Annotated in this window: 9 protein-coding genes, 2 tRNA genes and 1 pseudogene; 10 read left to right on the top strand and 2 right to left on the bottom strand. The window is 41.5% G+C overall.

What is annotated here, in order from left to right; translation table 11 throughout:
* Positions 1–6 precede the first annotated feature (6 nt).
* The 9 genes and pseudogenes from ACLWMH_RS03045 (at position 7) to ACLWMH_RS03005 (ending at position 10,337) form a co-directional block, all read left to right on the top strand.
* Positions 7–2,040 carry a fructose-1,6-bisphosphatase gene (locus ACLWMH_RS03045; protein WP_411915275.1) on the top strand — a complete coding sequence of 678 codons (2,034 nt, stop codon included), beginning with the start codon at positions 7–9 and terminating at the stop codon, positions 2,038–2,040.
* A 21-nt stretch (positions 2,041–2,061) separates the two neighbouring features.
* Positions 2,062–4,422, top strand: a complete 2,361-nt coding sequence (locus tag ACLWMH_RS03040) for a transglycosylase domain-containing protein (protein ID WP_411915274.1) — start codon at positions 2,062–2,064, stop codon at positions 4,420–4,422.
* A 76-nt stretch (positions 4,423–4,498) separates the two neighbouring features.
* Positions 4,499–7,219 carry a pyruvate, phosphate dikinase gene (gene ppdK, locus ACLWMH_RS03035; protein ID WP_411915273.1) on the top strand — a complete coding sequence of 907 codons (2,721 nt, stop codon included), beginning with the start codon at positions 4,499–4,501 and terminating at the stop codon, positions 7,217–7,219.
* Between the two features lie 231 nt (positions 7,220–7,450).
* Positions 7,451–7,750: a nitrous oxide-stimulated promoter family protein gene (locus tag ACLWMH_RS03030; protein ID WP_411915272.1), complete on the top strand. Its 300-nt coding sequence runs from the start codon at positions 7,451–7,453 to the stop codon at positions 7,748–7,750.
* A gap of 26 nt (positions 7,751–7,776) precedes the next feature.
* Positions 7,777–8,066 (top strand): annotated as a pseudogene (locus ACLWMH_RS03025) (RHS repeat domain-containing protein); the annotation flags it as partial.
* A gap of 674 nt (positions 8,067–8,740) precedes the next feature.
* Positions 8,741–8,947 carry a hypothetical protein gene (locus ACLWMH_RS03020; protein ID WP_411915271.1) on the top strand — a complete coding sequence of 69 codons (207 nt, stop codon included), beginning with the start codon at positions 8,741–8,743 and terminating at the stop codon, positions 8,945–8,947.
* 1 nt (position 8,948) lies between these two features.
* Positions 8,949–9,284, top strand: a complete 336-nt coding sequence (locus ACLWMH_RS03015) for a hypothetical protein (protein ID WP_411915270.1) — start codon at positions 8,949–8,951, stop codon at positions 9,282–9,284.
* Positions 9,285–9,478: 194 nt separating this feature from the next.
* A complete protein-coding gene (locus ACLWMH_RS03010; RefSeq protein ID WP_411915269.1) occupies positions 9,479–9,676 on the top strand; it encodes an IS1/IS1595 family N-terminal zinc-binding domain-containing protein in 198 nt (65 codons plus the stop codon).
* A gap of 133 nt (positions 9,677–9,809) precedes the next feature.
* Complete coding sequence (locus ACLWMH_RS03005) at positions 9,810–10,337, top strand: hypothetical protein (protein ID WP_411915268.1); 528 nt, start codon at positions 9,810–9,812, stop codon at positions 10,335–10,337.
* Between the two features lie 986 nt (positions 10,338–11,323).
* Here the strand turns inward: ACLWMH_RS03005 and ACLWMH_RS03000 are convergent.
* Positions 11,324–11,397, bottom strand: a tRNA-Arg gene (locus ACLWMH_RS03000).
* A 57-nt stretch (positions 11,398–11,454) separates the two neighbouring features.
* Positions 11,455–11,530: transfer RNA gene (locus ACLWMH_RS02995), tRNA-Thr, on the bottom strand.
* Positions 11,531–12,002: 472 nt separating this feature from the next.
* Between ACLWMH_RS02995 and ACLWMH_RS02990 the strand changes: the two genes are divergently transcribed.
* Complete coding sequence (locus ACLWMH_RS02990) at positions 12,003–13,346, top strand: PhoH family protein (RefSeq protein WP_411915267.1); 1,344 nt, start codon at positions 12,003–12,005, stop codon at positions 13,344–13,346.
* The last annotated feature ends 196 nt before the right edge of the window (positions 13,347–13,542 follow it).

Below are 13,542 nucleotides of genomic sequence, written 5' to 3'. Positions count from 1 at the left end.
ATAGCTATGGATAGTACTTCAAACATAACAACTGAAACGATTCGTAAGGACCTTCGTTACCTTGAATTGCTTTCACAAAGCTTTCCCACACAAGCGGCTGCTTCTACAGAGATTATAAACTTAGAGGCTATTCTAAACTTGCCCAAGGGCACAGAGCACTTTTTGGCTGATGTGCATGGGGAGCATGAAGCATTCAATCATGTACTGAAGAATGCCTCCGGTAGCGTACTCCGCAAAATAAATGAGCTTTTCGGAAACTCCATGCTTGAACAAGAAAAAGCCGAGTTTGCCACACTAATCTATTATCCACACGAGAAGCTGGAACAACTACACAAAAAGCTCGGTAAGGATATGAACGATTGGTACAGAGTTACGCTCAACCGATTGGTTCAACTTTGCCGTAAAGCCGGAGAAAAGTATACACGCTCCAAAGTGAGGAAATCTCTCCCTAAGGACTACAGCTATATTTTGGAAGAACTTTTGCATGAGAAGGGCGAGGCTTCAAGCAAATCAGCTTATATAGCGAGTATTTTTGACACAATTGTTTCTATTGGCAAGGCAGATGAATTTATCATAGCCCTATGTGAAACGATACAAAGATTGGTTATCGATCGCTTACACTTAGTAGGTGACGTATTCGACAGAGGGCCGGGAGCACAGTTTATATTAGAAACAATTGCACACTACCACAATGTAGATATCCAATGGGGGAACCATGATATACTTTGGATGGGAGCAGCAGCCGGCAACGAAGCTTGTATGGCTTGCGTTATTCGTATTGCGCTTCGGTATGCAAACTTAGATACGATTGAGGCAGGGTATGGTATTAATATGCTTCCGTTGGCTCGCTTTGCCATGGATACATATGCAGGGGATCCGTGCAGCGAGTTTCAACCCAAGCTCGGAGATGCTGATGTAACGTATGACGATAAGAGCGTTTACCTGATTAGTCAGATGCACAAGGCCATCTCCATTATTCAGTTCAAATTAGAAGCTCAACTGATTGCAGCGCATCCTGAGTACCACATGGAGTGCCGCAACCTGCTGCACAGGATAAATTTCGAAAAAGGCACTGTTGACCTAACGGGTGCTGCAGCAAATGGGACAAGTGGAGAGTACCCGATGCTCGATATGAACTTTCCTACGGTAGATCCGAAGGATCCCTATAAGCTGACAGATGGAGAGCGGACGGTAGTGGCTAAATTGATGGAGTCCTTTAAGCGTAGCGACAAACTTCGTGAGCATATTGAAGTAATGTATCGCTTAGGTAGCATGTACCTCGTATGCAATGGAAACTTGCTTTTCCATGCCTCTATGCCTCTTGATGCTGATGGCAATTTAAAGGAAGTCACACTGGGCAGAAGCAAATACAAAGGCAAAGCTCTATATGACAAAGTCGATAGTATTATACGGAGTGCCTATTTTGCTCCTCGAGGCTCTGTAGAAAGACGGCGTGCCACAGACTTCATGTGGTACCTATGGTGCGGAGCCGACTCACCTGTATTTGATAAATCTGCAATGACTACCTTTGAACGCTATTTTATCAAAGATAGTGCTACGCACAAAGAAGAGAAGGGACATTACTATAATTTCCGCAAGAATGCAGAAACAGTAGATCTTATTCTTGCCGACTTCGGCCTCTCCGGAGCCGATTGTCACGTTATCAACGGACATGTCCCCATTAAGGCAGTTAAAGGAGAAAAGCCGGTGATGGCGGATGGGAAGCTACTTGTGATTGATGGAGGATTTAGTCGCGCATATCAGCCTAGTACAGGAATTGCGGGCTATACATTGATATTCAATTCGCAAGGACTACACCTCGTACAACATGAACCCTTCACTTCAAAGAAACAGGCTATTGAAAATCTTGACGATATACGAAGTGTAACTGTCCTTACAGAGGCTACTTCACACCGCATATTGGTTGCTGACACTGATGTAGGTAAAGAACTTAGAATGCAGGTTGACAACTTGCAAAAGTTGCTAGCTGCTTATAAGATGGGACTTATTAAAGAAAAATTCAATAAGCGCAACAAATAGGGTTACCGCTAGCGATATAGTATGCGTCGAGTAATAAAGGTATTGTGGTGGATATTTCTTGCCGGATGGCTCTTTGTAGCTATCGTATTCTCTCTAATTGCAATGGGGGTCATTGGCTATATGCCTCACATTGAACAATTACAGAATCCGATAGATAAATATGCCTCCCAACTTATTTCCTCTGATGGAGTAGTTGTAGGATCCTACGCCCGATCAGGAAGCAATCGCCTTTATACTTCTTACGATGAACTCTCGCCACACCTTGTAAATGCACTCATTGCAACTGAAGATGTACGCTTCAATAAGCATTCGGGGATTGACATGCGCTCAGTGGGAAGAGCCTTCGTAAGAACCGGTCTATTGCGACAAAGGAGTGGAGGTGGAGGAAGTACTATCTCACAGCAGCTTGCTAAGCAGCTATACTCCCCGAAGGCAGAAAATATTTTTGAGCGTCTTTTACAAAAACCGATTGAATGGGTTATCGCATCTCGGATAGAACGTTACTATACGAAAGAGGAGATTATCAGCCTGTACCTTAATCAGTTTGACTTCCTCTATAACGCAATAGGCATCCGCTCAGCTGCGCAGACCTATTTTGGTAAAACACCGGATCAGCTTAACATACAGGAAGCAGCGACATTGGTAGGAATGTGTAAAAACCCATCCCTATATAATCCTGTTTTGCATAAGACTCCCGAGAAATCCATTGAGCGACGCAATGTGGTCTTTAGGCAAATGCAGAAAGCACGCATGCTTACTAAGCAAGAGGTTGACTCGCTTTGCCGGCTACCCATGGAATTGGATTTTAAGGTACTGAGTCACACCGACGGATTGGCACCTTACTATAGAGAGCATATTCGTCTGCTCCTTACGGCTAAGAAGCCCAAACGAAGTGACTATAACCAGTGGACTATAGACCAGTATCCAATAGACTCTGCTGCGTGGGTGAATGATCCCTTATACGGTTGGTGCAATAAGAATAAAAAAGCTGATGGATCAAACTATGACCTCTATAGTGATGGGCTAAAAATATATGCCACCATTAACAGCAAAACGCAACAATACGCAGAAGAGGCCATAAATGAGCATATAGGAGGCTTCCTACAGCCTATCTTTGAACAAGAAAAGAGAGGTTCTGCTACGGCCCCATACTCTTCTTCCGTTTCCTTAACTGATCGAGAGGAAATGATCCAACGCTCTATGCGACAATCTGATCGTTGGCAACAAATGAAAAAAGAGGGGGCGTCTGAAGCAGCCATTTTAGCTTCATTTAAAGTACCGCATCAGATGCAATTGTGGAGCTGGAAGGGACCGATTGATACCTTGCTAAGCCCGCGAGACTCAATTCTCTACTATAAGGGTCTGCTTCGTGCCGGATTTATGGCGATGAATCCCTTTAATGGGCATGTGCTGGCGTATGTAGGAGGAATTGATTTCCGCACATTTAAGTACGACATGGTCTCTATGGGACGTCGACAAGTCGGCTCTACGATAAAGCCGTTCCTTTATTCGCTTTCTATGATAGAAGGCATTACTCCCTGCAACATGGTGCTTCACGAGCCAATCACTCTATACGATGCCAATGGACGCCCCTGGACGCCTCGTAGTGGAGGAGCCAGACGGCAAGGAGAAATGGTATCCATCCGATGGGGATTGCAGAATTCATCTAACTGGGTAACTGCCTATTTAATGAGTCGCACTTCGCCTTATACATTTGCCCGACTGCTTCGTTCGTATGGAATTACGGGATATATTGACCCAGTAGTATCATTAGCTGCGGGCACGCCGGACGTTTCGTTGAGCGAAATGGTAAGTGGTTATTCAGCCTTCGTAGCACAAGGGATCAGGGTAGAACCCCTCTTTATCAGCCGCATAGAGGATCAATATGGTAATGTGATTGCATCCTTTGCACCTCGTGTGACTGAAGTACTTCCGGAGGATGCTGCCCTAAAAACACTTGATATGATGCAAGCTGTAGTGAACGGGGGTACTGGAGGGAGACTTCGTTTCCGCTACAAGCTGAATATGCCTTTAGGAGGAAAGACCGGTACAACGCAAAACAATAGCGATGCTTGGTTTATAGGTTTTTCTCCCGAAATAGTAGCGGGTTGCTGGGTAGGAGGAGAAGATCGCTCTATCCATTTCAATTCAACTGCAATGGGGCAAGGTGCTTCTGCTGCACTGCCTGTATTTGCTCTCTTTATGGACAAAGTGTACAAGGATTATACATTGGGTTACTCATCAGATGAATCATTTAAAATTCCACCTAATTATAACCCCTGTGGCTCTGGATATGAAGATGAACCACTGATACCTTACTCTTCTGTAGAAGAAGTTACCTCATTGGATGAGATTGACGATACACAAGAAACAGCAGAATAAGGACTTTGATTAACAAAACCGAAATCGAAACATTATATATTGAACATTATCTGAGTAAAGAATAGTTAGAAACACAATGGAGAAAAAACGTGTTTACACTTTCGGCAACGGAAAAGCCGAAGGAAGCGCTGACATGAGAGAATTGCTCGGCGGTAAAGGAGCTAATTTAGCTGAGATGAACCTCGTTGGAGTACCGGTTCCTCCCGGTTTTACCATCACTACCGAAGTTTGTACCGAGTATTATACCTTAGGGCGCGATGCTGTACAAGAACATTTGACAAAGGAAATTGAGAATGCCATTGCAGGTGTCGAATCTATCATGGGCACTAAGTTTGGCAGTATTGATAATCCATTACTTTTATCTGTGAGAAGTGGTAGCCGGGCTTCTATGCCCGGTATGATGGATACCATCCTCAACTTAGGACTTAATGATGAAGTTGTGATTGGCTTAGCCAAGAAAACGGGTAATGAGCGTTTTTCTTGGGATTCATATCGTCGTTTCATACAAATGTATGGGGATGTCGTATTGGGTCTTAAGCCTACTACAAAAACTGAAATTGATCCTTTTGAGCAGATTATTGAAGATGTAAAAGCTGAGACAGGTGTAACCCTTGATAGCGACCTTACAACAAATGACCTCAAGGAGCTTGTGAAGCGTTTTAAGGAAGCTATCAAAAGCCGTACCGGCAAAGACTTCCCCACAGATCCTTATGAGCAATTGTGGGGAGCTATTATGGCAGTATTCAACTCGTGGATGAACGAGCGTGCGATCATATACCGTCGCCTCGAGGGCATTCCGGAAGAATGGGGTACAGCCGTCACGGTACAGGCTATGGTATTTGGTAATATGGGTGAAACATCTGCCACCGGTGTGTGCTTCTCTCGTAATTCGGGTACCGGAGAGAATTTATTCAATGGTGAGTACTTAGTAAATGCACAGGGCGAAGATGTGGTAGCGGGCATCCGTACTCCGCACGAAATTACTAAAGAGGGTTCTATTCGCCGAGCTAAGAACGAAGGTATTTCAGAAGAAGAGAGAAAGAAAAACTTCCTTTCGTTAGAAGAGACCTTCCCCGAGTTATACCAACAGCTTTTCGACATTCAACATAAGCTGGAGCAACACTATCGCGATATGCAGGACATGGAGTTCACTATCCAAGAAGGCAAACTCTGGTTCCTCCAAACACGTAATGGGAAGCGTACCGGTAAGGCCATGGTAAAGATCGCCATGGATTTCTTAGCAGAAGGCTTGATCACAGAGGAAGAAGCAATTATGCGTATTGAGCCCAATAAACTTGATGAACTACTACACCCAGTATTCAACAAGGAGGCTCTAAAAAAAGCGGTAGCTATCACAAAGGGACTACCTGCTTCTCCGGGTGCCGCAACCGGTAAGGTTGTTTTCTTTGCCGACGATGCTGCTACCTATAGCCACAATGGAGACCCTGTTATCCTGGTTCGCTTGGAGACTTCTCCTGAGGATTTGCAAGGAATGACGGTGTCGGAAGGTATTGTAACGGCTCGTGGCGGAATGACTTCACACGCTGCTGTAGTCGCTCGCGGTATGGGCAAATGCTGTATTACGGGCTGTAGCGAAATGGTTGTCAACTATGAGAAACGTACATTCAAAGTTGGTGATCGCACTTTCCACGAAGGTGATTTCATCTCTATCAATGGGTTTACTGGTGAGGTATTTGAAGGCAAGATAGAAACGGAAGCTGCCCGATTGGACGAGGACTTATCCAAGCTCCTTAAACTGGCTGACAGCAAGGCACGTCTCAAAGTACGTGCTAATGCCGACACTCCACACGATGCTACTACGGCACGCGACTTAGGTGCTGTGGGTATTGGGCTTTGCCGTACGGAGCACATGTTCTTCGAAGAAGCTAAGATTAAAGCAATGCGTGAAATGATCTTAGCCAAGGATCAGGAGGGCCGTATAAAGGCTTTGGCTAAAATACTTCCTTTCCAGAAGAAAGACTTCTACGAGATCTTCAAAGCTATGGACGGACTGCCTGTAACCGTTCGTTTGCTTGACCCACCTCTCCACGAATTTGTACCTCATGATATAAAGAGCCAGAAAATCATGGCTGATGACATGGGCATTGACGTAGAAGAGGTTATCGAGCGCGTGGGTAAGTTGAGTGAACAGAATCCTATGCTGGGTCATCGTGGCTGCCGTCTGGGGAACACATTCCCTGAAATAACACACATGCAGACTGTTGCCATCATGAGTGCCTGCTGTCAACTTACAAAGGAGGGATACACCACCCTACCCGAAATTATGGTACCGCTCGTTGGTATTCTTTACGAATTTAAGGAGCAAGAGACCGTTATTCGTGCTGCCGCTGAAGAAGTGTTCAAGGAGTATGGAGTTCGTATTGACTATAAGGTAGGTACGATGATTGAGATTCCGCGTGCTGCTCTCACGGCAAACCGTATTGCATCGAGCGCTGAATTCTTCTCTTTCGGTACGAACGACCTTACACAGATGACTTTCGGCTACTCGCGTGACGATATAGCTAGCTTCTTGCCGACCTACCTAGAGAAGAAGATCTTGAAGGTAGACCCCTTCCAAGTACTTGACCAAAAGGGAGTAGGACAGCTAATCAAGATTGCCACCGAGAGAGGTCGCGAGATTCGGCCGGAGCTTAAGATTGGTATTTGCGGAGAACATGGAGGAGATCCCTCCAGCGTTAAGTTCTGCCATCGCGTAGGACTTAACTATGTAAGCTGCTCTCCGTTCCGTGTGCCTATTGCTCGCATGGCTGCCGCACAAGCGGCTCTCGAAGAATAGAACACGAGCCAAATAAACCAATGTCGGGCTGTAGTAACTCAATGTTATTGCAGCCCGATTTTATTTAGTCTTCATTATATGCTTTGCGAATTCCTTTGAAGTAACTTATTAAGGAGAGAGAGAGCATAAAAAATATATGATAGCACTTCAGAAGGGGAAGTACTACAAAGCTGTCCTATTAAGATGGATTGAATAAGGTATCTTTGTCTGCTAAAAGGAGCTACTAATAGCATGAAGCACAACATAGAGGAGGAGAAAAAGGTAGTGGAGTACATGATACGTCTCTACTGCTCTAAGAAGGAGGGGCATCGTGAACTCTGTCCGGAGTGTCGTCAGCTTCTCGCCTACGCATCTAACCAGCTTGACCATTGTCGTTTTGCTTCCCTCAAGCCGACTTGTAGAAAGTGCCCTATACACTGCTATCGTCCAGAAATGAAAGCACGCATTCGCACTATAATGAGGTGGGCTGGACCTCGGATGCTCTTTTACCACCCAATAGCAGCTATCAGACACGTCATACGGGAGCTTTGAAAATAAGTGCCTTCGACATCCCATACAACGGCCAGGACAATGACGAGTACGAGAAGATGCATTCTTCTACCACCCTGACCACTTGGGCAGCAGTAGTTACATCACCAACTTGGATGGAGAAGTATTGCAGCACATTGAGTATGTGCCGTTTGGTGAGGTGTTCATAGAAGAGCGTAACAACACTTGGAACACACCTTATCTCTTCAATGCCAAAGGGCTAGATGAGGAGACAGGTATGTACTACGATGGGGCACGGTACTATGATCCACGAATGAGTTTATGGATGAGCGTGGACCCGATCTCTAATTATGACCCACGAAATGAAGAAAATAAACTTCTCTAAACCTGTCGCTTAATTTTGATTAGATGCCTAAATAATAATGATAGAAAGCATTATAGATTCACATATAACAGAGCAACTATATAAAATATATAGTTTAGACATTGACGGTTTTGTCAATAACCAAGAACAAGTCAAAACTTTAAATTTTGAATATGAATGGCCTGTTGTTGATTTTTTAGAGCCTGTTTTATGCCTTTGTTCCAAAACATAGACTCCAACTTTATCTACTTAACAAAAGGGTATAATATAACAAAAGATGAAATCTATTCTAATTTTTCAAGGAAAGATTTTATAGAGTTCATGAGAGGTAACAAGACTTATACTCCACGAGGGCGAAGCAAGGAAAGTATTGACACTTATTACATGATAGGCCTAACTATTTTTGACGAAACGTTCGAATGGTTAATTCATAATAATGTTGACATGGGGTATTTAACCTTTTCTTTTCAAATTAAGAAATTCAACAATGAGAAAATACTAAATTTACTCACGAACAACAAGTGGTTTGTGCGTGATAATAATTATTGAGGATGGTAGTGGTGCCATCGAGTATTACTACGGCAAGATGGTTATTTCCAAGAGTGGACTGATCGTTTTTTTTTGCCCGACATTCAGCTTATAGCTACGAAGATCTACCAAGTGACAAATTGGGTGCAGAATTTGGAGCAAATTATTTTAATCCCGAAAGCGAACTCTCTTTGGGAGAGCAGTTGTATAATTATTTGCAGGGATTGGGAGCTACTATGCCCGAAAAAGCATCTAACTATAAAGATTTACCTCAGAAAGAACCCCAAAAAACTCCTTCACGCATCAACAAAACAACAATTCCTGTCTATACAAAGAACAATCCATAAAATGAAAAAGAAAATTTTCGCCATAACAACAATAGCTATGCTTCTTCTCTTTATCTTATTCTTTATTTTTAAAGATGAGAGAGAAAGGGAATTGACTGACAAAGGCGATCAGATTATCGAGAAAATAGAAGCATTTAGACAGGAACATCATAAGATTCCTAAAATTCTAAGCGAAATTGGTTTTACTAATGGCGATGGAGCAAATATGTTATTTTATGATGTTTATAATGACACGACCTTTACATTATCATTTATCATGTCTATGGATTACAATAAAACGTATTATTCGGATGTCAAACAATGGGAATATGGATATCGCGAATTAAAATTAAACTAAGGATACAAACTGGAGTGATTATTAAAACATACGTCATAGATAAAAAATGCAGCATATTGCTTGGGTAATGCTCCAAAATGGGGGTTGTTAGAATAACTGCCTGAAAATCAGCTTGATTTAAATAATTGGACGCAAAGGTGGAGATAAACTCTCTGCGTTGTGCTATCTTTTGCAGCAAAAAAAACAAATAAAGGATGGTCTTACGAGAACGCTTCGGCTCTTTATGCTCCAGATTGGGAGTGGAGTTTTTATGTCCGCATTGCCACTCAAACAATATTCTCAAAAGCGGTAAAAGTAGTACAGGTAAACAACGCTGCCGATGTAAGAATTGCCAGAAGCATTTTATTGCCGATTATACATATAAAGCCTATATTCCTAACATTGATAACTGACCAAAGAGGGATTGGGCAATCGTAGCACGGTACTAACGTAGGGTTAAATGAAAACATCAGTATTAAATAAAATAATGAAGAATCTTATTCTCCCAGATAAATTCACAAAAAAGGGCGATTAGCATACTATATAGTGTCTCATAAGACAGGATTAGTAGTTTTAGTTGGGCTATATTTAGATAATTCTATAGACTCTACATCATTCATAGTTTACTATTTTGTTCAATGTCTTTATGAACCATTTGGTGCTTTAAACTTTAGTTTGGGTGAGAGAATAGGTACTTATTGGAGTATAGATGGTACGTCAGAACTACAGAAAAGGATAAACGAAATTGCCAATTTAGACGAATTGAATACATTTGATGATTTTTTGATGTTTCTAAACAACCATCCTTTCTATGGAGATAAACTTAGTCGTGACAGCTACTTGGCATTGACTTACTTTATTTTAGGTCATTATGATAAGTCGTTGTTTTATTTAGATGAGATAATATCAACAGAAAGGGATGTTAATTTCAATTCTTGCTCTAAAGAAGTAAAGAACGCTCAACTTATAAAAAGCTTCGTAATTGATAGAGATTATGATAAAGGGATATCACAACTCCTGCAGTGGCAAAGTCAAACAATAAAAGACCTTGGATTAAAAATCTGTAATGGGTAATGCGGCATATGGGAGTTATCAGAAGAACTACCTGATAATCAATTTGATTCTAAATAATTAGTTATATCGACTATTCTCGAGGTTCACAAAGACCATATGCAGTTTCTCTGGTTAGGATATCAAAAACCTCAAATAGAAGAAAGGGACGCAGATGAAAACCATTTTGTCAAAAACTATTTTATTGACATTTGTCATACTATTATCTTGTAACATGGATGCTCAGTGCATACCAGACAGTAGCCTGTATAGCCATATAACATATATAGATGGAAAATATGAGCGAGAAATAGAATGTATATTTCAAGGGATAGGTAGAAACCCTTTGGACGGAGACACGCTAGGGATAGCTTCTGCTATAAAAAAAGAGATAAAAGAGATTCCCAAAAGTTCAGTTTCGTTTGTTTACAAGGGTGAGAATTATTACATCAGTATAAAAAACGAGTGTGACACTAGGAGAATTTCCTATGGTGAAAGGATAAGGATGAGAATTGTCTTTTTTGAAGGAATAAAGCAACCATATAGTTTTATACATCCTTTTGCCATCATAACAAAAATAGAGTTATGTCATCCCCGAAATAGAAATAACAAAGTAGTGAAATAATCTCTATAATGCTCCAGCTTGAGCGTTGTTAAAACAATTATGTGATTACCAATCTTCTTTAGATGGATTTAGTGTATAAAACCCGATCACTGCAACTACTATTTGTAAATAACCGCTACCAAAGAGTTAATAACTCAATGATAGCGGTTATTTTGATATTTATGAGGGGTTGAAACGGTCAATACAAAAGGAGGTTTTTCTGAATTCCGAGTTTGGGCACACCCTCTTCGTTTACTACTAAATAGGGACATTCTGTAAATTCCTAACTAATTATTTGTCAGTGTGACATATTATTTGTACCATAAGCTATAGCTTTGAATAAAAAACAAATAAGCTCTTCAATGTACTGAAGAGCTTATTTATTTCATAAGAAAATCTATTTTAGTGACCGACGCGGGATTCAAACCCACAACCTTTTGATCCGTAGTCAAATGCTCTATTCAGTTGAGCTAGTCGGCCATTGCGCTTGCAAAGGTACAAATAAAATGTACAATTACAATACCTCTCACCTTTTCTTGGAGCCGAAGGCCGGACTCGAACCGGCGACCTACTCATTACGAATGAGTTGCTCTACCAACTGAGCTATTTCGGCAACCTCACTACCCCATAATACCCCCGCTGAGGATAATCACATTTGTGAGTAGCGACTGCAAAGGTACTAAAAAAAATGAATCCACAAGAGACTCAAAATTCTCTTCTCCCGTTTGTCACTGCTCTACAGTTTTCGAAAGAGGGTTCTATTCAAGGAGAGAGGGTTCTACTCAATACCCCAAAAACATCTGAATCTTTAGATAAAAAGATATAGATGTATTAAACGAAAGATACAGATATTTTTATCCAAACTTATAGTTGTTTTGACTGGCTATAAAACTATATTATCTCGGTCCTACCCCTGAAGCGATTTCATTTACTCATCGGAAATAGAGTTTTCCTCGGTGGCGGTAAGCTCCCACATTCACTGAATAAAGTTGATATTATAATACAAATATCCCTCTTTTTACATTCAACTCTTTACAATAATCAATAAAAGAGTTATCTTTGAGATGAGAAGATTATACATTACTATGGCAAGAACAAAAAAGAAAAATTCGAAGAAGATATTTGTACTGGATACCAACGTCATACTACACGACTATGAATGTGTCAATAATTTTGAGGAAAATGACATATACATTCCTATTACAGTACTTGAAGAATTAGATCGCTTTAAAAAAGGGAGCGAGCAGATTAATTACAATGCACGAGCTTTTGTACGTTTCTTGGACAATGCCTCAGATGGGAACTTTATTGAAGAAGGAGCTAATTTGGGGAAAGACAAGGGCAAGCTATTTGTCTATGTACAGGGACAAGAGCACCCACGTGTAAAGGCTGCTTTTCCGGAGCGAATAGCGGATCATCGTATTCTATCCGCAGCACTAACTATTGCCGAAACCCATACCGATGTCCCTACTATTTTGGTTACAAAGGATGTAAACCTTCGTATGAAGGCAAAGTCCTTGGGCATGCCCGTTGAGGATTATTTCAACGATAAAGTCACCGATAGGAACATCTTTGATAACGCTCACGAAGAGTTTACAGATATATCAGGCGACCTAATTGACAAGATTTACGCAAATAATGAGGGGATTCCGGTTGAAGAACTTGAGTTTCACAGCAAATTACTCCCCAACCAATGCTTTGTACTTAAAAGTGATCGCAATAGTGTAATGGTGCGTTTCGATCCGTTACGTCGCATTGTAAAGCAAGTACCTAAGCGCACCTGTGCAGGTATCACCTCGCGCAATTCAGAGCAGGCATTTGCTTTTGAAGTACTTTGCAATGATGAGATTTCTCTCGTAGGCCTTACAGGAAAAGCCGGTACAGGTAAAACACTCTTGGCTTTAGCTGCCGCCATTGAGCAGTGCGAAAAGTACAATAGTATCATGCTAGCTCGGCCTATTGTAGCATTAGCAAATAAGGATTTAGGCTTCCTTCCGGGAGATGAAAAACAAAAAATAACGCCCTATATGCAACCTCTGTTTGACAACCTTAGCTTTATTAAAAGTCAGCTGGGCCAAAACAAAGGCGCATTGAACCACTTAGAGCAAATGGAAAAAGATGGATCTTTTGTAATCGAAGCTTTAGCCTATATACGTGGCCGAAGCCTTTCCCACTCACTGATTATTGTGGATGAGGCACAAAACCTCACTCCTCACGAGATTAAAACCATAGTCACTCGTGCAGGTGAGGGCACTAAGATTATTTTCACGGGGGACATTGAGCAGATAGACTGTCCCTACCTGGATGCTGAAAGCAACGGCTTAGCCTATATGATTGACAAAATGAAGGAACAAGACCTTTTTGCTCATGTCAACTTAGTAAAAGGCGAGAGAAGTAAACTTAGTGAATTAGCTTCCAATCTGCTATAATCAAACGTTAGATCAGGTACATAACAGAGAGTTTCTGCAAAGAGGAGGAGTGAAAATTTTCACTTCCCCTCTTTGCCTTTTAGGAAGAATCCTCACAATATCACGGAAAAAGGCTATATACTCACACTATATGTAGCTCTTGATTAAGGGTCAAATCCTGAATTCTTCAAATGTTCTACATACTCTATTCTTCTCA

Source organism: Porphyromonas miyakawae (assembly GCF_045865415.1).
GTDB lineage: Bacteria > Bacteroidota > Bacteroidia > Bacteroidales > Porphyromonadaceae > Porphyromonas > Porphyromonas miyakawae.
Note: the sequence above shows the minus strand (reverse complement) of the source record. Positions and strands in the feature narration are given on the sequence as shown.